Below are 22,068 nucleotides of genomic sequence, written 5' to 3'. Positions count from 1 at the left end.
AGCCCTCAACATCCCGAGCCCGAGCCCGGCGATCCCACTACCAGCGCAGACAGGCGACGTGACGTTTGGTACTAGTCGCGCTGATGGATCGAGTACGTCACACCGCCCGCGCCGATATACACGTCGACGTACTGCTGGCCGGCGCAGGCCGGCACCCGGACCCCCGCGAGCAGCACCTGGTCGGATCCGGGGTCGGCCGCCCGCATCTGGGCGGCGGCGATGACCCGACCGAACTCCTCGTACGCGACATTCTCGTCCTCGCAGCCCCCGACCACGTAGAGCTCGACTGGGGCGTTCCTCGTCTCCTGGCTGACCGCGGCCAGGCTCGTCAGTAGCTGGTCGATGGCGTCTCTGGCCTCCTGGAGGCTGCCCATCTCATTGGCACTCAGGTGGCTGCAACCGACCCGCCAGCGACCGCCGTCGACGGGCGCGCGCGCCAGCACGGCGACGCATGGGCTGACTCCGTCGGTGCCGGCAAGAGCAGTCGCGCCGATAGCGGCGGTGGGCCCGGTTCCCATCTCGGCCTCGGCTTCCGCGTGCAGCGCGACGGTGTGTCCAGCGGCGATCCGGCCGTTGTGCGGTAGCACGGCGACGGCGCGCGCGAGCGCCGTTCGGTGGATCGCGTCGAACCTGGCTTGGTCGTCGCCGTCCAGTTGGTATTCGTCGCCGGTGGGGACGGTGGTGGGGCTGGTTTGCGCATTCTGGGCCGGGACCATCCGCAAGATCTCGCAGTCGAACGGCTGGATGAGCTCGTCGTTCTCGGTCTCGTCCGGGTCGGTCAGCCACATCCAGGACGTGGTGGCGAAGCGGTTGTTCGTCTCCTGGAGCATGAGGTCACGACCCTTCAGATGTCGATTTCGGGTAGACGCGTCGCCGGGTGCCCGGCGTCGGGTCCGCCTTGGCCGTCGGGGCCTCGAGGGGGGTCGGGGGTGGCGCGACAGCCGTCAAGGGCCCTGGGATGCCCAGCTCCTCTACCACCCGGATCCACTCCGCTGGTATCGCTTGCATGGTCTGGAAGTTGTTCGGGTTGCCGCTGTTGTCCTGACGCCACTGGTCGTTGCCGTCGACGTCCTTCTTCGGCATGTCGAAGGCGAGGACGAGCCCGCCCTCGCTGGCGACATCGCGCAGGGTCGGCTCGTTGCGTTTCCTCCCCATGGCCCATTCGGTGTGCTGCCGGGCGTAGGACAGCGCCAGGTCGAAGTCGAGGGTGGCGGTGTTCCAGCCCTGGTCCTTGCTCTCCCTGGCGATGTCGTGTCTCTCCCAGCGCTTGCAGCCGATGGCGCTGCCGGCTTTGCTCGGCGTCAGGCCCGTGACCTGGATGCCGTCGTAGAAGTTGCATCGGTTGGTGCCGTGGTAGAACCGGTACATGTCCGCAGGCGGCGGGTCCTGGGGCGGGTTCGCCAACCGCCACAGCCGTTGCTGCCGCCCGTTGTACGTCTGAAGTGCCTCCGCATCGCGCGTGTTCACGCCGAGCAGTTCGAATGCCGTGGCCAACCGGTACAGGATCAGCCTGTCGGCGACGGTGGCGAGCTCTGGCATGGCGTACTTCGTGGACAGGACGATGGTGTTGGTGGCCGGCAGGTAGTCGCTGCCAACGGGGCTGTCGAGAAGTGCCACGGTCAGCGGCCTGCCGTGCGCGGTGTCGAGGGCCCGCACCACATCGACGACCGCCTGCTCGGCCGCGTACCAGTGCGCCAGACGCGCGGTCAGGGCCTGATCCGGGTGCGGGGCTGGCGGTGGGGCCGGCGCGGGGCCAGCGGTGGTGGCGTCCCATGGCGGGCGGATCGGCTCGTCGTGGTAGACCGGCACTGGCGTGGGGGAAAGGGGGTGGACGGCTGCCAGTGGGGGTCTCGAGGTCTGCGCGGGGGATGACTCGTTCGGGTGCACTCCGTGACGCTAGGCATGGCTGTTGCGATGTGTCAGCGGACAGTCGCGAATCAGACGTGCGAAAGATGTTCGGCTCACCGCCCCTTCGCTCGGCAGACTCGGGGTTCGTTGCCAACGCGTCGCAGCCCCGTCCCGGCGGCACGCCAGCTGGCGGGGAGGCGAACGGCTTCGGCGGACAGGCCGCCCCGTCCGGAACAGCCCTCTCAGTACTCGCGGAGCAGGGAACCGGCGCCGTACACCCTGTCGGGGATTCCGTTCTCGCGCAGCGCCATCCACCAGGTCGCCGCGTTGATGGCGATCACCGGCTTGCCGAGCCAGCGTTCGGCCTCGTCGGCCAGCCCGACCATCGACAGGTTGGTGCCGCACTGCACCAGGGCGTCCACGTCTGGACCGTTCACCGCCAGCAGCGCCCGGCGCAACTCGTCCTCCGTGACGTGGGCGATGGAGACCGCCGTCGGGCACTTGAGCCCTTCGATCGCGGCCACCTCGAAACCGATCTCGGAGAAGAACTGCACGACGTTCGTGTCACCGATCGGCTGGTACGGCGTCACCACACCGATCCGGCGCGCGCCGTAGAGGCGCAGTGCCCGCTCGCACGCCTCCGCCCCGGTCGCCACCTCCAACCCGGTGGCCGCCTTGATCTGGGCGACGAACTGCCGGTTGCCCTCGACACCGCCCCAGAACGTTTCTGCGGACATGCCCATCACCATGTAGTCGGGCTCGCAGGTCAGTACCCGCTCGCAGGCCGCACCGATCTCGCCGCGGATCTGCGTCAGAAGGTTCTCGAAGTTGCTGTCGCTGGAAAGGTCCTGGTTGCGGATGTGGATCCGGGAGAAGTGCGCGGTCACACCGGGCACCGTCATCCGGTAGAAGTCCGGCTCCACGATGGTGTTGGTCGACGGGGCGATGACGCCGAACTTGCGGCGCCAGCCGAGCGCGTCGGTCATGACCTCACGGCTCCTTCCTGGGTGGGGGTCGGGTGGGGACTGGCCGAGGCCAGGGTGTGGGCGCGCGCGGTCAACCACGCCGCGACCAGCAGTGCCGCCTGGGCGAGGGTGTTGGTGCCCTGCTCCACCCACTGCATGGCCAGGGTCTCGTGATCGGGGTGGTCGCGTAGCGGCACCAGCAGCAGCACGAAGGCCAGTCCGGCGACGTAGAGCGCCACCGCGCCCCAGGCACGCCGTCGGCCGGCGATGACCGCGGCCAGGACGCTGATGGCGGTCACGCCCGTGGTGGCGAAGGCGAAGACCGGTTCGATGGTGCCGTACCCCGTCGCCACGACGACGGCGGTGGCCAGCGCGGCGGCGAACGGCCACCACGGCACGCTGCGCCTGCGCAGCGCACTGGACAGGCCCCAGAGCAGTCCAGCCGCGCCGAGCGCCATCAGCGGGAACAGCGCCGCCTCCAACCAGGGCCAGTCGATCGAGAACCCGGCCAGCAGCAGCTTCCAGGTCGACTTGGCCAGGCCACCGACGCCGATCAGGACGGCGCTGACGCGGGCGATCTGGCCCACCCGGGGTACGACCCGACCGGAGAGCCCGCCCAGGATCCAGAACCCGACCAGCGCCAGACCGGTCGGCACGAAGTCCTCCAGCGCGAGGATGACGGGGTAGTCGCTGCCGGTCATGGCAGGTGCTCGCGCGGTGCCGGACCTGCCCGCGCGCGGGGCCGGGTCATCCGGGGCCGCCAGCGGAGTCGTCGAAGAGGTCGCGCTTGCGGAAGCCGGCGACGGCGAACCGGGCGGCGGCCTTGCGGCTGGTCAGCCAGGCGACCCGGCTGCCGTTGCGGCCCCCGGCGAGGACCCGGTCGGCCAGCCACGGCGTGACCGTCTCCACCCGGTCACCGAGAATGTTGAAGACCTTCTTGGCCTTTGCCAGATCCTCCGGCTGGTAGTCGTGGGTGAGCAGGTCGGTCAAGACGATGCCGGGGGAGAGGTGGTGCACGGTGACCTGGTCGGCGACCCCGGCTGCGGCGAGCTCCTTGGCCAGGCTGTCAGTGAGGTAGGTGACCGCCCGCTTCGACGCCCCGTACCCGGTCAGCCCCGGCCGGATCTGGCCGTTGGAGCCGAAGCCCTCCATGTTCCACAGCGCGCCGTGGCCCTGCTTGACCATCGCGGCGAGCACGACCGCGCTGGCCCGGGCCACCCCGCCGAGGTTCGCCGCGAGCACCGTGTCCAGCTCCGCCGGGGGCAGCTCCCACAGCGGGCGCCGGGCATGGCTCGTACCCGCGTTGTTGATCCAGATGTCGACGCCGCCGAACGCCTCGACGGCGGCCGACCACAGGGCGGACACGTCGGCGCGGTCGGTGACGTCCGCGCGGACCCCGATCACCTCGGCGCCGGCCGGCACCGAGGCGTCGGAGCGCAGCGTGGCGAGAGCCGTGGCCACCGACTCCGCGCTGCGTCCGCAGAACGCGACTCGGGCGCCACGGGCCAGCAACTCGCGTACCAGGCCGGCACCGATCCCGCGGGTGCCGCCGGTCACCACCACCGCGGTCATGCGGCCGGCTCCCAGGCGAGCAGGCCGTGTAGGACGCTGTCCAGCACGTTGCCCCGGAACAGTTCGTACACCACGGCGAGGCGTCCGCCGGCGGACATGCCCGGCTCGGCGTCGATGGCGAACTCGCGGCCCTTGACCTTCCACACGTCCCCGCCGTCGGCGTGGAAGTGCCAGGACGGGTAGCTGGCCCGGCCGAAGCCCTGCGCGTTGCCCCAGGCGTCGGGGCCCTCGAAGAAGAGCCGGTCGCCGTCGCGGCGCTGCTCGACCACGTACCGCCGATCCAGGCCGGTGCCGGTCCAGTGCACCACCCGGCGGGTACGGAGCAGGTCGATCGGCTCCAGGCCGAGGCGCACCGCGACCTTGCCGCGCAGCTGCTGGTCGGCACCCCACAGCTCGCAGCTACCGGTGTACGCGCCGGCCTGCTTGGTCGGCAGGATGTACGGCACCGGACCGCGCCGCTCCTCGGCGGACAGGAACCGTGCCACCCGCTCCCGGGTGTCCGGATTGGTGTCATGGTCGAAGCTTCGGGTGTAGACGCCGTTGAAGCAGCCCACCACCGCCCAGCCCTGGTAGAGCATCGACGAGTAGACCTGGGTCTCGCCGTCGGGCAGCACCTGGTTCCAGGTGTTCAGGTCGACCTGCCAGCCCGGGCCGTAGTAGTGCGAGTCCACGAACGACCCGTACGGCTGGCCGGTGCCGAAGAAGTCGGGGCCGGTGTAGACCCGATCGGCGTCGGAGTCGATCACGCCGAAGGCGAAGGGCGCGCTCAGCCGGTAGCGCCCGGCCAACTCGCCCCCGCCGACCAGCCCGCCGTCCATGTAGTACGTGGTGACGCCGTCGGCGAAGACCGACGAGCGGCGGATCTCCTCGAAGCCCCGCCAGACGCCGGTGGCGGTGAACAGCGACGGCCGGCCGTGCCACTCGCCGGCGATCCGCTGCTGCCACTCGCTCGGCTCGGTGCCCCCTGGGTCGGGTGTCAGCTCGGCCGCCGGTGCGGTTGTCGGTTCGGTTACTGGGGCGGTCGGTTCAGGCATTGCCGATCAGCTCCGCCCGGATCCGGTCGGCTGCCGGCTCGCCGATCAAGCGGGTGACCCGGGCCCAGACCGGGTCGACGTCGGGGCTGAACAGGTTGACCCGCACGGCGGTGTCCCGGGCGGCCAGGTCGGTGTCGGCCAGGCCGGCCACGACCTCGGCCGGCAGGCCGTCGGTCACCAGCGTCGACCAGTGCTCGGCGTACGCGGAGACGGCGACTCCGATCTTCCGGAACGCCTCCTCGGTGGCCCGGCCGACCAGCATCCACGGCGACATCAGTGCGTACTGGCGTGGCCCGATGTCGGCCCGGCTCAGCCCGTCCATCTCGCCGGCCTCGGTGAAGACCTCGGTGAGCGGCTGGTAAGCCGCGTCCATGTAGGGCAGGTGGCTGCTCAGCTCGGCCCGGGGAATCAGGTCGAGGTGGTACGCGTGGTAGTCGCCGCCGTACACCGAGTCCAGGGTGAAGTGCGGGATCGCACTGTCGGCGGCGGTGAAGGCGAAGACCATGTGACTGTCGAGGCGGATCATCGGGACGACCAGCCCGACGTAGACCACCTTGACCACCGGCTGACCCGGTTCGCCCCGCCAGACCCGCAGCGAACCCACCGGGTCGGGCGACATCGGGCTGCTCAGCGGCTCGTCGATGACCATGGTGAGCGGGTGCCGGGTGGTCAGGTGCGCCACCGCGTTCTCGCAAAGTTCCAGCGGAAGACTCATGCCTTCTCCTTCGTTGTCGCGCCGTTGGCCGGGTCGGGGCTCGCCTGTGCCTCGGCCCCTGCGGCGGCGTCGGCGCCCTCCTCCTCGGTGATGCGTTTGAGCCCGATTCGCTGCGACTCCGCCACGGTCGGGTGGTCACCCTTGGCCTTGTGCACCCAGGCGCGGGCCAGCTCCGGGTTCTCCCGACGGGCTGGCGAGGGGATGACGGTCGCCTCCCGGCGTGGTACGTCGCCGGTCACCCGGTCCGCGTCGGAGAGCATCCAGCCCCGCTCGGCCAACTCCTGCCGGCGTCGGCGGTAGTGCACCGCGATGAGGTCGCTCTTGACGTGCAGCTCCGCGCCGAGGTCGAACGGGAGCAGTTCGGGGCGGACGTTGTCCACCACCTCGGCGTCCTCGTAGAAGATCCGGATGACGCGCTGCACGGCGTTGCGGTTGGCCCAGGCCCCGGTGAAGAAGGTACGCAGCGCGACCCACTTGACCAGTGTGGTCGTTTCGTCTATCGGGATGTTGGTGTCGTAGATGATCAGCTCACCGATCGACAGCCGGACGTGTAGCTTGATCATGTTGGGCAGCATCCAGCCGGCCGAGGTGACCACCGGCGGGCGGTTGGCCAGGTCCGCGTTGTTGCGGTTGATCAGGGACCAGAGGCCCTTGGAACGCGGCGGGTGCAGGCTGACCGTGGCGAACGCCGACCACTCGTCGCGCACCTCGACCTCGTACTCGGGAACCTCGGGCTTCTCCCGGTTGCCGAACACGCTGCCATGCACGAAGGGGGCGTGCGCGATGTCGCAGCCGTTCTCCAGGATCCGCTCGTAGTTGGCCTTCCACAGGAACTCGCCGGTCACCGCGCGATACTTGCCGCCGTTCTCCACCAGGTTGTCGAACTCCGGCCAGACCGGGATCGGCGGACGTTCGGCCTCCGGCAGGTCGCCCATGAAGACCCAGACGAAGCCGTAGCGCTCCTGCACGGGGTACGAGTCGACCCGGGCCTTGTTCGGGATTCCCCGACCGGGCTGGTTTGCCGGGATCTTCGTGCACGCCCCGCCCGGCTCGAACTCCCAGCCGTGGTACGGGCAGACGATGTTCTCGCCGGCCATCCAGCCGCCGGAGAGCGCCGCGCCCCGATGCACGCACAGGTCGGACAGGGCGACCACGCGCCCCCTCGGGGTGCGGTAGAGGGCCAGGTACTGGCCGAGCACGGTGACCCGGGCCGGCTTGGTGGTGACCCGGTCCGAGAACTCGACCGCGTACCAGAAGTTCTTGAGCATGGCTTACCTCCGACGAAACGAGGCGATCGAAGAGGTGGTGTCGTGCTTTGCCAACAGCCGGTCGAAGTCGTCAGCCGGTTCACCGCGAAGGTGGACAGCGAGGAACCCGGACAGCAGGTCGACCAGGAGCGCACGCGTGGTTTCCGGGTCGGCGGTCGCCTCCTCGTCGAGGAAGGCACGCGCCGAGGTGGGGTCGAGCGGGTGCACGATGCCGAAGTGGTTGGCACCGGCCAGCCGTACCAGCAGGTTGGTACCGTCCGCATCGGGCAGCGCCTCGTCGAAGGTGCGGGTGATCGGGTCGACGCGGTTGGCCGCGTCCTCGCCGTACCGGTCGGCGGAGCCGTTGATCACGCCGTCGTTGGTGCCGGCGAGCAGCATGACCGGGCAGTTCACCTGGGCCGGCAGCACGGTACCGGCCGGCCAGCCGAGCATGGTCGCCACCATGGTGTGCGCCCCGTAGGTGGCCACCGCCCGGACCTCGGGCAGGAACCGTGCCGACTGCAACGCCACCGTGCCGCCGGCCGAGTGGCCCAACAGCGCCACCCGGTCGAGGTCGAGCAACCCGTCGAGCGCTCCGGTGAGCTGCGCCAGCGCGTCGAGCACCGGGCGCAGTGACGGGCTGGTCGGCCGGCTGCCGTAGCCGTCCGGCCGGGCCGCGTCCAGGTCGACGCCGGGAGTGATTCCGTGCAGGCCGGCGAAGAGCACTCCGACCCAGTCGTAGGTCACCGCGACGACGCCCCGCGCGGCCAACTCCACCGCCAGCCAGCGGTAGGCGTCCTGCCCGACGTTGACGCCGGAGACCAGCAGGACCACCGGGTACGGTGCCCCGGCCCCAGCACCCCGCTGAGCCGCTCGGCGTCCGAGCCGGTGGGCCGGGCCGGGTAGTAGACCCGCAGGTGTGCGGTGTCGAACGGGGCCGGCGCGCCGGGGATACGCGCCGCCCACCAGACCGACCGGACACCGCTCATGGCATCGCCTTCGCTGTGCTGCGGCGATGCCATGAGTTCAGGCTGAGCTTCTGATGAGCGGCTCCTTTGCTTCGCTTCGGACCGCTCATGTCATCTCCTTCGCTGCGCTGCGGCGATGCCATGAGTTCAGGCTGAGCTTCTGATGAGCGGCTCCTACGCTTCGCTTCGGACCGCTCATGTCATCTCCTCCGCTGCGCTGCGGACCACTCATGCGGATGGCCGGGGGAGTTCGCGGTCGCCGCCCCAGAGCGCGCGGACGAGCTGGTTGGTGGTCTCCTCCCCGAAGTAGCGCACGCCCATCACGTTCGCCGGGTCGCGGTCGGCGATGTTGCGGCGGATCCGTAGGTCGGTCTCGGCGAGCGCGGCCCGCTCCTCGGCCGGCACCGGTTCGGCCTCGTCGACCCAGCGCAGCCAGCGGTCGACGTGGGCGTGGGTTACCTGGCTGACCTTCTCGATGTTCTCAGGGCTGCGGTCGAAGGAGTAGCAGTACGCCGTCGGTGACAGGCTGGCCCGGATGAACCCGGCCCGGCTGACGAAGTAGTCGAACGCGGGGTTGGCGCGCAGTTGTAGCCACTCCTCGTTGACCGGCTCGTAGTACCGGTCGTAGTAGTCGCCGTGCTCGACCATGTTGACCCGGGGTACGGAGTCGATGTAGAACCAGCCGCCGGGCCAGACCAGCAGGGCCAGCCCCAGGTGCGGCACCCTGACCTGTGGGCCCAGCCAGCAGGTCAGGTGCAGGTTGGCGAAGCTGGCCGCAGGGTTGCCCAGCCAGGAGTGCACGAGCCAGTCGACCTCGGGCCCGGTGTACGCGGCGAGCGAGCCGCCCGGTCCATTCGGGTAGTCCCCGTAGTGCTCCAGCGGCTCGGTGGACGGGTCGCGGATCAGCTCGAACCGTGCCGCGATCTTGGCCTTCAGCTCATCCAGCAGTATCTGGTACCGGTGGAACGTCTCGTGGACGTCGACCGTGGGGGAGTTGTCGACCATGTCCTCGACGAATTTCAGGGTGTCGGCCACGAGTCAGCGCCTTTCGGTGAGGGCCTGGACGAGCCGCCACGGGCGGCCGTCGACGAGGTCGGTTCGGCGGGAGACGAGCCGGTTCGCCGCCTGTGCCGGGGCCACCACGGCATGCGTGACGGGCTGGTCGGCGGTGATGTCGGTGCGTAGTGGGCTGCTGATCCGGCCGGTGAACGGCCCAGCCCAGGTGGTCCAGAGGGTGAAGTCGGCGCTGAGGGCGAAGACCGCGGCGCCCGTGCCGAGCGGCCCGGCGGCGATCACGTTGAGCCGGTTCTCGGCGGCCCGCTCCGGTAGGCCCAGCACCAGCTCCCAGGGCTCGCGCGGGGTGAACGGTACGGCGACCACATCGGCGTCGGCGAGCGCGGCGAGCCGGAACGTCTCCGGGAAGATCGCGTCGTCGCCGACCACGATCGCCAGCCGGCCCCAGGGCAGGTCGAAGGTGCGCAGCGCGTCGCCGAGTCGGGCGGCGTCGCGGGCTGCGCCGGCCCGGTGCAGTTGTGGCTGCACGCCGACCACGCCGTCCGAACCGATGAGTAGCCCGACCGGACCGTCGGCGTCCCGTGCGGTGGCCACGGCGTACCCGTCGGTGCCGTGCAGTGCCGGTGCCAGTGCGGCAGCCGCCTCGGCCGGCCCGACGTGCGCGCCGAGGGCATTCTCGGCGAGTACGGCGAGCAGCGCGCCCTCGGCGACCGACTCGCCGAGCAGGTCGACCGCCTGGCCGGGGTCCCGTGGCCGGACCACGGCGACCGGCAGGCTCGGCGCGCCAGGCGACCTCTGGCGGCCGGTCGGCGCGCCCCCGAGCGGACCGTAGAGTTCCGGCCGGCGGGCCGCGAGGATGTCGCTGCCGTCCGGACGGTGCTTGTCGTCGGCGCTCTGCGGAGCGATGTCGGCGATGACGACGGCCTCACCGGTGCGCGGGCCCTTGGCCACCACCGTCCCGTCCGGTGCGACGATCTGCGACTCGCCGGCCCCGTGCAGCCACTGCTCCGGTACGCCGAGGCCCCGGCTCATGGCCGGCAGGTGCGCGGCGGGCAGCAGCGGACCGACCTTGTTGGCGGCGATCACCCAGGCCCGGTTCTCCGCGGCCCGGACCGGGATGTGCAGTGCGGCCTCATCGGTGGCGAACGAGTTCAGGCTGTTCAGCAGCACCTGCGCGCCCCGCAGCGCGAGCCCCCGGGTGGTCTCGGGAATGACGCCCTCCATGCAGGCGTACATGCCGAGCCGGCCGATCGGGGTGTCGACCACGGGTCCAACCTCGGTCGCCGGGTCGAGGTGGTCGTTCTCGGCACCCATCAGGATCTGCTTGTCGCAGCTGCCGAGCACCGCGCCGTCCGGTCCGAAGAGGAAGTTGGTGCTGCCGGTGCGCCCATCTGGGTAGGCGTGCGTGACATTGATCTTGATGTGTATCCGGTGCTCGGCGGCGCTCGCCGAGATCGCGGTGAGGAACGTGTCGCCTGGCCGAGTGGCCAGAGCGTGTGCCTGTGCGCGGTCGGTGTACCAGGACAGATGGTTGCAGAACTCGGGCAGTACCACGAGTTGTGCGCCCTGTCCGGTGGCGTCGGCGACCAGGCGCAGGCAGGTGGCCAGATTGGCCTCGATGTCCTGGCCGGCTTCGAACTGTACGGCGGCAACCCTGATGGTCATATCCGCTCCGGTTCCCCTGGCGAAACGCTGTTTCCAGAACATACACTCGGGCGACGCCGGGGAACAGGGGGAAGAACAGGTGTTTACCCACGTGGTATTGATGAAGTTCGCCGATTTTGCCGATGCTGCCAAGGCGAAGTCACTGCTGGAAGGTCTGGCCAACACAATTGATGAGATCGCGACCCTGACGGTCGCCTTGGACAGGCTGCGGACCCCGGTCTCATACGACCTGTGCATGATCAGCACACACGCCGACGTGGAAGCGTTGCGCGCCTACCAGTCCCACCCCGCCCACCTGGAGGTGGCGGGCTGGCTCAAGCCGCGCCTCGCAGCCCGTGTCGTCGTCGACTACTGAAACAAGGATTGGTGCCGGGCCGGTCGAGTGCGGTCAGTGCCTCGACGCTGGTGCCGCGCGGCCATGAAACCGCCCGACGCGGTCCCGGCCTCAACCCGGGTACGCGTTGGCGGGCAGCCCGGCACCACCGGGCCGGAACGGGCCGGGGGCGTGCACGACGCAGGTCTGCGCGTACTCGGCCAGCCCCTCCTCGGCGTACTCGCGGCCGTAGCCGGAGCGCTTTACCCCACCGAACGGTGCCCGCAGCGACAGCCCGGTGCGGTTGTGCGTGTTGACGAAGACGAAGCCCGCCTCGACCCGGCGGGCCAGCGCGAACGCCCGCTCCTCGTCAGCCGACCAGACCGAGCCGCCAAGGCCCAGCTCGTCGGCGTTGACCCGGGCCAGTAGTTCCTCCTCGTCGTCGTAGAGCAGCAGCGGCACCGTCGGCCCGAACTGTTCCCCGGCGACCACCTCGGCGTCGTCCGGCGCGTCCAGCACGAGCGTCGGGGCCACGAAGTATCCGCCGGCCAGGTCGGTGCCGCCGTCGACGGTGCCCAGCGGCAGCGCGGTGGCTCCCCGGGCGACGGCCGCCGCGACGATCCGCTCGATCCGGGCGGCGGCACCGGCCGAGATGACCGGGCCCATGCTCACCCCGGGTGTGAGCGCGTCACCGACCCGCAGCACCTCCACTGCGGCGGACCGGTACGCCGCCACGAACTCGTCGCGGCGGCTGCGCTGCACGTACAGGCGCTTCGCCGCCATGCACACCTGGCCGCTGGTGGCGAAGCTCGCCAGGACCAGCCGGCGCATCGGCTCGGCGCCCAGGTCGGCGTCGGGCAGGAAGATCGCCGCGTCGTTGCCGCCCAACTCCAGCACGACCGGGGTGGTCTGCGTGGCGGCGGTCGCCGCCACCTGGCGGGCCGTCGCGCCGCCGCCGGTGAACGCCACCTTGCGCACCAACGGATGCCCGACCAGCGCTGCCCCGGCGGCGGCGTCACCGTGGACGACCGCCAGCGTCCCCTCCGGCAGCGCCCCGGTGAGCAGGTGCAGCACCTCCGAGACCGCCAGCGGGGCCAGCGGCGAGGGCTTGACCACCACCGCGTTGCCGGCGGCGAGGGCCGGGGCCACCTTGAGCAGGGTGAGGATGATCGGCGCGTTCCACGGCGTGATCGCGGCGACCACCCCGTACGGCCGGGGCAGCCGCAGTAGGCGCCCGGCCGCGTCGTCGATCTCCCGCTCCGCGTACGCCGCCGGGGCGTGCGCGACGACCCAACGCAGGTACGTGACGGCGAACCCGACCTCGCCGCGACAGTCGGCGAGCACCTTGCCCGACTCCCTGGCCAGCATCTCGGCCAGCGGCTCAAGTCGTTCGGCGATCGCATCGGTACCGGCGGTCAGCGCGGCGAGCCGCTGTGTGATGCCGGTGGCCGCCCAGCCCCGCTGCGCGGCGTCGGCCCGGCGGACCAGGGCGTCCACCCGGTCGGGCCCGCTGACCTCGACCGTGCCGACCAGCTCGGTGACCCGGGACGGGTTCTCCCGCTCGATCACCGCGCCGCGTGGGCCGCCGCCGGGTGCCGTCATGCCCGTGCCACCGGCGCTCCGGCCTCGGGGCGCAGCGAGGCGATCATGGAGCTGCGCAGGAGGTACGTCCGGGCGGCCGCCGGATTCTCGGTCAGCGTGCGCAGGTCGGCCAGATGCGCGGAGCGCTGCTGTGGATCGGTGGTCCGGATGCGGCGGTAGTTCTGGTCGGAGACCTCCTGCACGTAGGTCAGGGCGATCCGGCGCCGCTCGTCAGCCACCGCCGTCACCACCCGGTCCAGCTCCCCGCCGGCCACCGTTCGGTCCAGCTCCCCGCCGTCCGGTGCCCGGTCCCGCTTCTCGCCGTTTGGTGCCGTGCGGCCCGAGGCCAGCACCTCCGCGTAGGCGACCGCGTCGTGGATGCCCGAGTTCATGCCCAGCCCACCAAGCGGGTTGTTGACATGCGCGGCGTCACCGGCCAGCAGCACCCGCCCCCGCCGGAACGCCCCGGCGACCCGCTGGTGCACCCGGTACAGGCTGGCGTGCGCCACTCGCCACGGACGTCCCGGGTCGGCGATCGCCCGCAGCCGCTCGTCGAGCCGGCCCAACTCGTGGGCGTCGGGGGTGTCCTCGGGGGTGGGCAGCAGCACCCGCCAGTGGTCCGGCGTGCGCAGCAGCACCGACCATTCGACCGGGTCGAAGACGTAGTTGACGTACGCCAGCGGGCCGAGCAGCGCCGGCAGATCCTCGTCGGTGGAGGCCACCAGGAACCGTTCGGGGTAGGTGATCCCGTCGAACGGCAACCCCAGCGCCCGCCGTACCGCCGAGCTGGCGCCGTCGGCCGCGATCAGCCAGTCGCCGGCGACCTCCCGACCATCGTCGGCGACCGCGACTACGCCGTCCGTGACCACGCCATCGCCCGTGACCACACCATTGTCCGTGACCACTCCATCGTCCGCGATCACGCCATCGCCCGTGACCACACCATCCTTGGCAGCCGAATCTGCGGCCTGCCGTACCGAGTTGACCGGCCAGCCGAAGTGGACTCGGGCCGTTGGCTGCCGGGCCAGGTGGGCCAGCAGGATCTGGGTCAGCTTGGACTGCTCGCACTGCACCCGGTACGGGTACGGAGTGTCGCCGGCGAGCACCGTGAGGTCCAGCTCCGCGATCAGCCCCTCCCGGCGGTCCCGGTAGGCGAACGTCGGCGCGACCAGCCCGCGCGCCAACAGGTCCGGGCCGACCCCCAGCGCGTCGAGCATCTCCAGCGTCGGCGGGTGGAACGTGGAGGCGCGGGACTCGGCGGCGAGCTGCTCGCCGGCCTCCAGCACGGTCACCTCGCAGCCCCGGCGGGCCAGCGCGAGCGCCGCGGTCAGCCCGACCGGGCCCGCTCCGGCGATCAGCACGTGCATCAGGCGTACCTCCGATCGAGAGTCAGCGCGTCGTCCTGGCCGACCAGTGCGGTGAACGACGACCAGGCAAGGCGGGGCACCGCGTCGGCGTGGCCGTCCCGGCCGATCGCGGCGTAGGCGGCGGCAGCCGCGCGGAGCGCGGCCAGCATCGGCGCGACCGGATGCAGCACGACCCGGACCCCGAGCGCACCGAGCGCGTCGTCGGACGGGAAGGCGCGCACACCGGCCGCCTCGGAGCGGTTCACCACCAGGGGTACGCCGGGCAGCGCGGTACGCACCGCAGCCAGCTCCTGGGCAGTGTCCACACCCTCCAGGAAGACCGCGTCGGCACCTGCGGCGGCGAACCGGCCGGCCCGGTCGATCGCCTCGTCGAGGCCAGCCACCGAGTAGGCGTCGGTGCGGGCGATCAGCACCAGGCCGGTGCCCGCCTCGGCGATCGCCCGGATCTTCGCCGTCGCACCCGCCCGATCCAGCAGTTCCTTGCCGGCCAGGTGGCCGCAGCGCTTCGGGCTGACCTGGTCCTCCAGGTGTAGCCCGGCGACGCCGGCCGCCGCGTACCGCTGGGCGGTCCAGACCGCGTGCAGTGGATTGCCGTAACCGGTGTCCGCGTCGGCGATCAGCGGCACGCCGGCCAGCGCCGGGACCAGCCGGGCGGCCCGCTCCGCGACGTGTGTGCCGTGCAGATATCCCAGGTCGGGAAGGCCCAGATCGACCGCGGCGCAGACCGCACCGGACAGATGTACGGCCCGGTGTCCGGCCTCGGCAGCCAGTGCGGCGGTGAGCGGATCGTGTACGCCGGGGGCGTGCACCGGTGTGGCGCCACCCAGCAGCGCCCGTAGCAGGTTGGCCGGGTGCGTGGGCACCGCGTCGGGAACCCGGCCGTGACCCGGTGGTGGTCCGGCCGCGACCGGGGGCGCGTCCTCCGATGCGATGCTCCCGTCCGGCCGCTTCATAACCGACTATGCAGCGCGAAGCCGCCCTCGACGCCGACCACCCGTGGGTTGGTGAAGAACCGCAGGGTTTCGGCTGTGCCCTCCTCGCCATACCCGGACAGCCCGAACGCCGGGCGTGGGCTGAACAGGTGCAGGCTGAGCACCGAGGAGCCGTTGACCTTGACCTCGCCAGCCCGGATCCGGCGAGCTACTGCCAGCGCGGCCTCCTCGTCCGCGCCGAGCACGTACGCCTCCAGCCCGTACGGCGTGCCGTTGGCCAACGCCACCGCCTCGTCGACGGTGGCGTACGGGTGCACCGCCGCCACCGGCCCGAAGATCTCGTCTTCGGTGTGTGTTGCGGCGACGCCGGTGACCAGCGTCGGGGCGAGGAAGTTGCCACCGGCCAGTGGCCCGTTGACCGGCAGCGTGGTGCCGGTGACCGCCGTCCCACCGTGGGCCAGCAGGTCGTCCCGGGCGGCCACCACCCGGGCCAGGTGCCGGGAGTGCACCAGCGGACCGAGGTCGGTCGCGGGGTCCAGCGGCGCGCCGGCGACCAGATCGGCGAGCCGATCGGCGATCGCCCCGACGATCTCGTCGTGCCGGTCGGCGGGCACGATCAGTCGGCCCAGCGCCCGGCACCACTGGCCGTTGAGCGTGCTGAGCAGGTCGACTGCGGCCCGGGCGACGTCGGCGACGTCGGCGTCGGGGAGTACGACCAGCGGATTGTTGCCGCCGAGTTCGAGCTGCACGGGCTTGATGTCGTAGGCGCAGGCCGTCGCCACCGCCCGCCCGGCGGCGAGCCCGCCGGTGAAGGAGACCGCCCGGATCCGGGGATCGCCGACGAGGGCAGCGCCGGCCTCGGCCCCGCCGTGTACGAGTTGGAACACCCCGGCCGGTGCGTAGGCGGCGGCGAGCGCGGCCCCGATGACGGCGGCGAGCCGTTGGCTGCCGTGCGGGGCGTACTCGCTGGGTTTGAGGATCGTGGGGCAACCGGCGGCGAGTGCGTTCGCGACCTTGTGTGCGGCCATCGGTGCGGGCGCGTTCCACGGCACCACGCAGGCGGCCGGACCCCAGGGCAGCCGTTCGGCGTGCACGATCCGGCCGTCCTCGCGGTGGAACTCCTGGCTCTGTGGGCCCTGCCGCAGTTGGGCGGCGGCGAGCCGGAACGCCCCGCCGAGGATCACGCCCAGCGGTGTGGTCTGCCGGATCGGCACACCGGTGGTCACCGACTCCAGCGCGCAGATCTCGGCCGCGACGCCCTCGACCGCCTCGGCGACGCCGTCCAGCACGTCGGCGCGAGCCGGGGCCGGCAGTGCGGCCCAGCTCCCGGCCTCGTGCACCGCCGAGGCGGCGGCGACGGCGGCCTCGATCCGGTCCGGCGGCGTTCCGGCGGCGGGCCGCCGCACCGCCCCGGTCGCCGGATCCTCCAGGTCGAACCCGAGCGGTGCGTCGCTGGGGGTCCAGGCCCCGTCGACCAAATCGGCGAGCTCAGGCAGCTCAGGCTGGTCGGGCAGGGCCGGCTGGTCGGGCAGGCTCGGCTGGTCGGATCCGATCACCCGGCCACCGCCGCGAACAGGTTGTTGGACCGGTCGCTGGTGACCATGCCGGCCGCCTCCAACCGGCCGCGCTCCGGCGGGAAGGTCATCACCAGCCCCATCGCCAGGTCGCGCAGCGCCCGGCCGACGGGCCCGTTCATGGTGGCACTGGAGGTGCCGGACGCCTTGAGCGCGCCGACCGCCACGTCGAAGCACGCCTCGCAGATCGAGCCCTTGGCCAACCGCCACTGCTGGTAGACCTCGGCGTGCGGGCGCAGCGGTGGCTCGCTGGTCTCCAGCAGCAACTGGCGGCGCAGCCAGAGGTACGCCGTCTCCAGCCGTTCCGTCATGCTCCCGATGATCACCTGGTGCATGGGGCTTTCCGCGATTGGTCGGCCGGTGTCGGCGAAGGTCTTCTGGGTGAGCCTGGTGAGCGTGTCGTCGTAGACACTCTGCGCCGCGCCGACGTAGACCGCCGTGATGGCCAGCTGGTTGCCGACGAAGCTGCCCCGGCTGCACTGCAGCATCTTCACGAATGCGCCGGGCACGGTGAGCGCCTCGTCGGCGGGAATGAAGACGTCGTCGAGCCGGATGCCGTGGTTGGCCGAGCCGCGCATGCCGAGGCCGTCCCAGGTTGGCCGTGCGGTGACCCCGGAGGCATCGCGGGGCACCAGGAACAGTGCCAGCCTGTCCGCTGTCTCGTGGCCGGCGAGTCGGGCGGTGACCAGGTAGGTGTCGGCGACGCCGGTGGCGCAGCCGAACGACTTCTCGCCGGTGAGCGACCAACCGTCGACGCCGTCGTGGTTGGCCGGGGTGGCGGTGGTGGAGATGGCGATGTTGGCCGACGAGCTCTTGACCGACTCACTGGCGAAGTTGGCCAGCCACATCCCACCGGCCATCCGGGTCAGCACCTTCTCGGCGAAATCCCGTACGACGGGGACGTCGGCGTCGTCGAAGAGGCCGCGCTCGATCGCCTCCAGTGGCAGTAGGCCGCGGGAGGCGCTGGTGTTGTGGAAGAAGAAGGCCAACGCCGTCGACGGGCACGCGCTGCCCATCGCGAAGGTGGCGGCGGCGAGGTCGCGCAGGCCGCCGCCGAGGCCGCCATACTCCTGCGGAACCACCAGGCCGAGCAGCCCGGCATCGCGCAGCAGGGCGACGTGCGCGGCGGGGAACACCCCGTCGGCGTCGGCCTGCGCGGCGGCGGCCCGCAGCGCGGGCAGCACCTTCTCCACCCGGGCCGCGCGATCCTGCTCGGCCGGGGTGAGGTCGTCGATGAGGCGTCCGCCGGTGGACATGTGGTCACTCCTCTGGTTTGTTGGCGGGGAGCCGGGGACAGGACACCCCGAGTTGCCGGGCGAGAAAGACCAGGTCGCGGGTGCGTAGGGCACCCGATCGGCCGCTGAGGGTGGTGTCGAATCCGGTGACCCCGCTCTTCATCGCGACCATGGCGTTGACCAGGCCGAGCCCGCCCTGGGGCCGTAGCCGCACCCGAAGTGCGGCGCGACGTGCGCGCACGGTGGCGTCGGCGAGTACGGCCCGCACCTGCACCGGGGTGGCGTCGGCCTCCTCGACCAGGGTGACGGTGGTGTGCCCGGCGCACAGCAGCTGGTCCAGCTCGGCGAGGATGGCCTCCTCGCCACCGGCCCGGAAGGCGTCGGAGATCATCGGGTCGGGGGTTGCCCGCACCGTGAAGCCGGCTGCCGCCAGGGTGTTCGCGCGTAGGAGCGAGAGCCGGCCCCCGATCGCGATGTCGATCCGCTCCGGCAGCGGGTCGGCGAGTTGGCTCCACGCACTGGAGTGGAACAGCAGCGGGGCGCCGATCCGGGGGGTGCTGGCGGCGAGCACCTCGCCGACGAAGATCGTGTGGTCGCCGCCGGGGTAGGCGTGCACGACCCGGCAGTCCAGCCAAGCGGTCGCGTTGGCCAGGAACGGGCAGCCGGTTTCGGCGTGCGCCCAGTCCAGCCCGGCGAAGCGGTCGGTGACCTCGGGATGCATGCCGGCGAAGCGCTGGCCGATACCGGCCTGGCCCTTGCCGAGGAAGCTGATCGCGAAGACGCCGGCCCGCTTCACCAGGGCGTGGCTGGGAAGGTGGATGCCCAGGCAGACGGAGACCAGCGGCGGGTTGAGACTGACCGAGGAGAACGAGCTCGCGGTCATGCCATGTGGGCGGCCGTCGATGACCGTGGTCACGACACCGACGCCACTGGGCCACTGGGCGAGGACCGAGCGGAACGTGATGCTGTCGACCGACACTGGCAGTCTCTCCGTTTCGCATTAGGAAACGTCGTTACCGTAAACGTAACGACGGGTGGTGTCCCGTGTCAACCGCCGTTACGTCCGGGCGGCCAGCCCCCGAAACCGGCCACCGGATCGCCCCGGGCTGGCCCATTGCACGGGAGCGTGGGAAGCGTGGGAGTTTGTCGGTGGCGTTCAGGACACGCTGTTTCGCTGTGTGGAATCGAGCCACCTACACTGGTCCGAGACCGGACGGACGAACAGTGCTCTGGAGGCCCATCCATGACCAGCCGGACATCTGAGGCGACGGCACCGGCCGTGGGGGAGGACGGCGACGGCCAGTCCCGCTCGATCGCGGCGGTGGAGCGGGCGATGGACGTGCTGCTCTACTTCGGGCGCAGCGGGCGTCCGGACCTGGGGGTCACCGAGATCGCGACCGCGCTGGGCCTGACCAAGGCCGCCGTGCACCGCATCCTCACGGCGCTGCGCAGCCGGGAGCTGATCATCCTCGACCCGAGCACCCGTCGCTACGCACTGGGCCACGCGGCCGTCACCCTCGGCCGGGCCTACCTGGCCCGCACCGACCTGCGGGCGATGGCCGGTCCGGAGCTGCGTGCGCTGGCGGCCGAGACGGGCGAGACCGCCACCCTGTCACTGCGCCGGGGCGACACCCGGCTGTATGTCGACCAGGTGGTGCCCGAGCAGGAACTGCGGCTGGACGTCAACATCGGCATCCCGTACCCGCTGCATGCCGGCAGCTCGTCCAAGGCGTTCCTGGCCTTCGTCGACGCGGACGAGCTTGACGCCTACCTGGAGCGGCACCGGCTCGACGAGCTGACCGACCGCACCATCACCGACCCGGTGAAGCTGCGTAAGGAGCTGGCCGCCATCCGTAAGCGCGGCTACGCCACCTCGCGCGGTGAACGCCAGCCCGGCGCGACCTCGATTGCGGCACCGGTCTTTGACCACGATGGGCACGTGGTGGCGGTCGTCAGCGTGGCCGGGCCGGTGGGACGCTTCAAGCCGGAGTCGCCCGACCTGGCGAAGTCGCTGCTGAAGGCGACCAGCCGGATCTCCGCTCAGCTCGGTTACCGCGGTGCCTGACCGAACTGCACAGGTCACAGCGCCGCGAGCGGCTTCAGCACGCCGAGCGCCTGTCTGTGCGGCCTCCTAAGCCGACCCGGGGTCGGGTCACCGCCCAGAGCAGGAACGCGAGTGCACTGATCCCCGCCCCCAGCGCGCACACGCCACCCCAGCCGGCCCGCGCGTACACCGTGGTCGAAGCGATCCCCCCGACGCCGCTGCCGATCGAGTAGAAGACCATGTAGCCGCCAATCAGTCGGCTGCCGGCGTCCGGCCGCAACTCGTAGATGACGGACTGGTTGGTGACATGGACTGCCTGCACGGCGAGGTCGAGCAGGACGGCGCCGATCGCCAGTGCCCACAGCGACTGTCGGGTGAGCCCGATCGGCAACCAGGACAGGACGAGCAGGACGAGAGCAGCGCCGGTGGTCCACCCGGACAGACCACGATCGTTCAACCGACCCGCGGGAGCCGCCGCCAACGCACCTGCCACCCCGGCAAGCCCGAACGCGCCGATCGCGCTGTGCGACAGCGACAACGGCGGTGCACTGAGCGGCAGCGCGACCCCGCTCCACAGGACGCTGAACGCGGCGAAGATGAGCAGGGCGAGCAGGGCGCGGGCGCGGAACAGGGGTTCCTCGGTGAACAGTGACACGGTCGAACGGAGCAGCCTGACGTACCGAAGGCGGTTGCTGGCCGGCGGGTGATGGGGCAGCACCCGGTACAGGAGTCCCGCGATCGTCACGGTCAGCGCGGCGGAGACAAGGTAGACCGACCGCCAGCCGGCGAAATCCGCCAGGGTGCCGGACACCGTCCGGGCGGAAAGGATGCCGATCACCACCCCGCTGGTCACCAGGCCGACAGTCCGACCGCGGTTGGCCGGTCCCGCCAGCGCGGCGGCGTACGCCACTATCGACTGGGTCACCACCGCCAGCAGTCCCACCGCGGCGATGCCGGCGAGCAGAACTAGCGCCGTGCCGGCGGTACCGACCACGGCCAGCGCGCCGGCCAACAGCAGCAACTGCGTCACGACCAGCCGCCGCCGGTCCATCAGATCACCGAGCGGAACGACGAGGAATAGTCCGAGCCCGTAGCCGAGTTGAGTGATGGCCACCACGATGCCCACGGTCGCCGAATCGAGCGCGAACTCCCGGCCGATGGTCACCAGCAGTGGTTGGGCGAAGTAGACGTTTGCCACTGCCACCCCGGCGGCGCCGGCGAAGAGCAGGGTGAGCCACCCGGATAGCCCGGAGGGCGACGGCGCTCGACTTCTCGTCCGGTCGGTGATGGCCAGATCTATCTTCGAGTCATGGTTGCATGTTGCCACCAGGGCACCGTACGGGTTTCTGGTAGCATGTTGCAACCGGAATGTGACGAGGAGGGCGCGATGGTGAGGAGGACCCGCTTCGACGATGCCGAGTGCCCAGTGGCCCGGTCGGTCGACGCGATCGGAGATTGGTGGTCGCTGCTCATCGTGCGTGACGCGTTCGACGGCAGTCGCCGCTTCGGTGAGTTCCAGCGCAGCCTCGGGGTGGCGAAGAATATCCTCGCTGCCCGCCTGCGGACCCTGGTCGCCAGCGGCGTAATCGAAATCGTTGAGGCCCCCGACGGTGGCAGCTACCACGAGTACGCGCTGACGGAGAAGGGCAAGGGCCTCTTTCCGGTCATCGTGGCACTACGGCAGTGGGGCGAGACTCACTGCTTCGAGCCGGGCGAACCGCACTCGGAAATGATCGACCGCCAGCATGGGCACCCGCTGCGCGCCCTGGAGGTCCGATCCGACGACGGGCGACAACTCGGTCCAGACGACACCGTCATCAACAAGGTCGCCAGTCCGGGCCGAGACACCAGAGCCGCTATTTCCACCTGAATGAACGAAGGCCCGATCGAAGTCGTCCGGATCCTTCCTTGCCCGGTACCTGGTTCTGGCCCGCTGATTCGTCTGATCGACAGATTGTTGGGTGCGTACGGCGTGCGAGGTGGGTCTCCGGGTG

21 protein-coding genes are annotated in these 22,068 nt (G+C 71.1%); 3 read left to right on the top strand and 18 right to left on the bottom strand.

The genetic code is table 11. The features are described 5' to 3' along the window. Positions 1-71 precede the first annotated feature (71 nt). The 11 genes from FHR38_RS01145 to FHR38_RS01095 all read right to left on the bottom strand — a co-directional run bounded on the left by FHR38_RS01145 (position 72) and on the right by FHR38_RS01095 (position 11,028). Entirely contained in the window at positions 72-830 is a 759-nt protein-coding gene (locus FHR38_RS01145) for a hypothetical protein (RefSeq protein WP_184531993.1), read from the bottom strand. A gap of 4 nt (positions 831-834) precedes the next feature. Then, positions 835-1,809, bottom strand: a complete 975-nt coding sequence (locus tag FHR38_RS01140) for a hypothetical protein (RefSeq protein ID WP_184531991.1) — start codon at positions 1,807-1,809, stop codon at positions 835-837. Between the two features lie 281 nt (positions 1,810-2,090). Further along, complete coding sequence (locus tag FHR38_RS01135) at positions 2,091-2,834, bottom strand: maleate cis-trans isomerase family protein (protein WP_184531989.1); 744 nt, start codon at positions 2,832-2,834, stop codon at positions 2,091-2,093. After that, the gene (locus tag FHR38_RS01130) at positions 2,831-3,514 is read right to left on the bottom strand and encodes a hypothetical protein (protein ID WP_184531987.1); all 684 of its coding nucleotides are present in this window, start codon (positions 3,512-3,514) and stop codon (positions 2,831-2,833) included. The genes FHR38_RS01135 and FHR38_RS01130 overlap by 4 nt, the downstream gene beginning before the upstream one ends. Before the next feature lie 46 nt (positions 3,515-3,560). Then, the gene (locus FHR38_RS01125) at positions 3,561-4,385 is read right to left on the bottom strand and encodes an SDR family NAD(P)-dependent oxidoreductase (RefSeq protein ID WP_184531984.1); all 825 of its coding nucleotides are present in this window, start codon (positions 4,383-4,385) and stop codon (positions 3,561-3,563) included. Beyond that, the gene (locus FHR38_RS01120) at positions 4,382-5,419 is read right to left on the bottom strand and encodes a hypothetical protein (RefSeq protein ID WP_246446217.1); all 1,038 of its coding nucleotides are present in this window, start codon (positions 5,417-5,419) and stop codon (positions 4,382-4,384) included. Before FHR38_RS01120 ends, FHR38_RS01125 begins: the two co-directional genes overlap by 4 nt. Next, on the bottom strand, positions 5,412-6,134 hold the full coding sequence (locus FHR38_RS01115) for a hypothetical protein (RefSeq protein ID WP_184531982.1): 723 nt from the start codon (positions 6,132-6,134) through the stop codon (positions 5,412-5,414). The genes FHR38_RS01120 and FHR38_RS01115 overlap by 8 nt, the downstream gene beginning before the upstream one ends. Next, positions 6,131-7,402 carry an aromatic ring-hydroxylating dioxygenase subunit alpha gene (locus FHR38_RS01110; RefSeq protein WP_184531980.1) on the bottom strand — a complete coding sequence of 424 codons (1,272 nt, stop codon included), beginning with the start codon at positions 7,400-7,402 and terminating at the stop codon, positions 6,131-6,133. Before FHR38_RS01110 ends, FHR38_RS01115 begins: the two co-directional genes overlap by 4 nt. A gap of 3 nt (positions 7,403-7,405) precedes the next feature. Further along, on the bottom strand, positions 7,406-8,347 hold the full coding sequence (locus FHR38_RS01105; protein ID WP_221448872.1) for an alpha/beta hydrolase family protein: 942 nt from the start codon (positions 8,345-8,347) through the stop codon (positions 7,406-7,408). Between the two features lie 230 nt (positions 8,348-8,577). Then, the gene (locus FHR38_RS01100) at positions 8,578-9,384 is read right to left on the bottom strand and encodes an oxidoreductase (RefSeq protein WP_184531978.1); all 807 of its coding nucleotides are present in this window, start codon (positions 9,382-9,384) and stop codon (positions 8,578-8,580) included. A 3-nt stretch (positions 9,385-9,387) separates the two neighbouring features. Next, positions 9,388-11,028, bottom strand: a complete 1,641-nt coding sequence (locus tag FHR38_RS01095; RefSeq protein WP_184531976.1) for a nitrilase-related carbon-nitrogen hydrolase — start codon at positions 11,026-11,028, stop codon at positions 9,388-9,390. Between the two features lie 79 nt (positions 11,029-11,107). Between FHR38_RS01095 and FHR38_RS01090 the strand changes: the two genes are divergently transcribed. Further along, positions 11,108-11,383, top strand: coding sequence for a Dabb family protein (locus FHR38_RS01090; RefSeq protein ID WP_184531974.1), 276 nt, complete (start codon positions 11,108-11,110; stop codon positions 11,381-11,383). A gap of 90 nt (positions 11,384-11,473) precedes the next feature. Here the strand turns inward: FHR38_RS01090 and FHR38_RS01085 are convergent, their stop codons facing one another. From FHR38_RS01085 to FHR38_RS01060, 6 genes are read right to left on the bottom strand one after another with little or no spacing between them, the layout of a single operon-like run. Further along, positions 11,474-12,943, bottom strand: coding sequence for an aldehyde dehydrogenase family protein (locus tag FHR38_RS01085; RefSeq protein ID WP_184531973.1), 1,470 nt, complete (start codon positions 12,941-12,943; stop codon positions 11,474-11,476). Next, complete coding sequence (locus FHR38_RS01080) at positions 12,940-14,289, bottom strand: FAD-dependent oxidoreductase (protein WP_246446214.1); 1,350 nt, start codon at positions 14,287-14,289, stop codon at positions 12,940-12,942. Before FHR38_RS01080 ends, FHR38_RS01085 begins: the two co-directional genes overlap by 4 nt. Continuing rightward, entirely contained in the window at positions 14,289-15,242 is a 954-nt protein-coding gene (locus FHR38_RS01075) for an isocitrate lyase/PEP mutase family protein (RefSeq protein WP_184531972.1), read from the bottom strand. Before FHR38_RS01075 ends, FHR38_RS01080 begins: the two co-directional genes overlap by 1 nt. Continuing rightward, positions 15,239-16,777, bottom strand: coding sequence for an aldehyde dehydrogenase family protein (locus FHR38_RS01070; protein WP_312881702.1), 1,539 nt, complete (start codon positions 16,775-16,777; stop codon positions 15,239-15,241). Before FHR38_RS01070 ends, FHR38_RS01075 begins: the two co-directional genes overlap by 4 nt. Beyond that, positions 16,774-18,051 carry an acyl-CoA dehydrogenase family protein gene (locus tag FHR38_RS01065; protein WP_184531971.1) on the bottom strand — a complete coding sequence of 426 codons (1,278 nt, stop codon included), beginning with the start codon at positions 18,049-18,051 and terminating at the stop codon, positions 16,774-16,776. Before FHR38_RS01065 ends, FHR38_RS01070 begins: the two co-directional genes overlap by 4 nt. A 4-nt stretch (positions 18,052-18,055) precedes the next feature. Beyond that, positions 18,056-19,009 (bottom strand): flavin reductase, encoded by a 954-nt coding sequence (locus tag FHR38_RS01060; RefSeq protein WP_184531970.1) that lies wholly within the window; start codon positions 19,007-19,009, stop codon positions 18,056-18,058. A 264-nt stretch (positions 19,010-19,273) separates the two neighbouring features. Between FHR38_RS01060 and FHR38_RS01055 the strand changes: the two genes are divergently transcribed. Further along, positions 19,274-20,095 (top strand): IclR family transcriptional regulator, encoded by an 822-nt coding sequence (locus tag FHR38_RS01055; RefSeq protein WP_184531969.1) that lies wholly within the window; start codon positions 19,274-19,276, stop codon positions 20,093-20,095. Positions 20,096-20,129: 34 nt separating this feature from the next. On the opposite strand, the gene FHR38_RS01050 is transcribed toward FHR38_RS01055, so the two are convergent. Further along, positions 20,130-21,401, bottom strand: a complete 1,272-nt coding sequence (locus FHR38_RS01050) for an MFS transporter (protein ID WP_221448871.1) — start codon at positions 21,399-21,401, stop codon at positions 20,130-20,132. Between the two features lie 60 nt (positions 21,402-21,461). On the opposite strand from FHR38_RS01050, the gene FHR38_RS01045 reads away from it, so the two are divergent. Further along, complete coding sequence (locus tag FHR38_RS01045; protein ID WP_184531967.1) at positions 21,462-21,944, top strand: winged helix-turn-helix transcriptional regulator; 483 nt, start codon at positions 21,462-21,464, stop codon at positions 21,942-21,944. The last annotated feature ends 124 nt before the right edge of the window (positions 21,945-22,068 follow it).

It is taken from the genome of Micromonospora polyrhachis, assembly GCF_014203835.1.
Lineage (GTDB): Bacteria > Actinomycetota > Actinomycetes > Mycobacteriales > Micromonosporaceae > Micromonospora_H > Micromonospora_H polyrhachis.
This window is presented reverse-complemented; position numbering and strand designations above follow the sequence as displayed.

Bases quoted from the DNA above. Each gene is read 5' to 3' on its own strand.
- FHR38_RS01135 (WP_184531989.1), bottom strand. From the start codon at position 2,834: ATGACCGACGCGCTCGGCTGGCGCCGCAAGTTCGGCGTCATCGCCCCG.
- FHR38_RS01055 (WP_184531969.1), top strand. From the start codon at position 19,274: ATGACCAGCCGGACATCTGAGGCGACGGCACCGGCCGTGGGGGAGGAC.
- FHR38_RS01125 (WP_184531984.1), bottom strand. From the start codon at position 4,385: ATGACCGCGGTGGTGGTGACCGGCGGCACCCGCGGGATCGGTGCCGGC.
- FHR38_RS01115 (WP_184531982.1), bottom strand. From the start codon at position 6,134: ATGAGTCTTCCGCTGGAACTTTGCGAGAACGCGGTGGCGCACCTGACC.
- FHR38_RS01045 (WP_184531967.1), top strand. From the start codon at position 21,462: ATGGTGAGGAGGACCCGCTTCGACGATGCCGAGTGCCCAGTGGCCCGG.
- FHR38_RS01075 (WP_184531972.1), bottom strand. From the start codon at position 15,242: ATGAAGCGGCCGGACGGGAGCATCGCATCGGAGGACGCGCCCCCGGTC.
- FHR38_RS01145 (WP_184531993.1), bottom strand. From the start codon at position 830: ATGCTCCAGGAGACGAACAACCGCTTCGCCACCACGTCCTGGATGTGG.
- FHR38_RS01065 (WP_184531971.1), bottom strand. From the start codon at position 18,051: ATGTCCACCGGCGGACGCCTCATCGACGACCTCACCCCGGCCGAGCAG.
- FHR38_RS01110 (WP_184531980.1), bottom strand. From the start codon at position 7,402: ATGCTCAAGAACTTCTGGTACGCGGTCGAGTTCTCGGACCGGGTCACC.
- FHR38_RS01130 (WP_184531987.1), bottom strand. From the start codon at position 3,514: ATGACCGGCAGCGACTACCCCGTCATCCTCGCGCTGGAGGACTTCGTG.
- FHR38_RS01080 (WP_246446214.1), bottom strand. From the start codon at position 14,289: ATGCACGTGCTGATCGCCGGAGCGGGCCCGGTCGGGCTGACCGCGGCG.
- FHR38_RS01120 (WP_246446217.1), bottom strand. From the start codon at position 5,419: ATGCCTGAACCGACCGCCCCAGTAACCGAACCGACAACCGCACCGGCG.
- FHR38_RS01085 (WP_184531973.1), bottom strand. From the start codon at position 12,943: ATGACGGCACCCGGCGGCGGCCCACGCGGCGCGGTGATCGAGCGGGAG.
- FHR38_RS01095 (WP_184531976.1), bottom strand. From the start codon at position 11,028: ATGACCATCAGGGTTGCCGCCGTACAGTTCGAAGCCGGCCAGGACATC.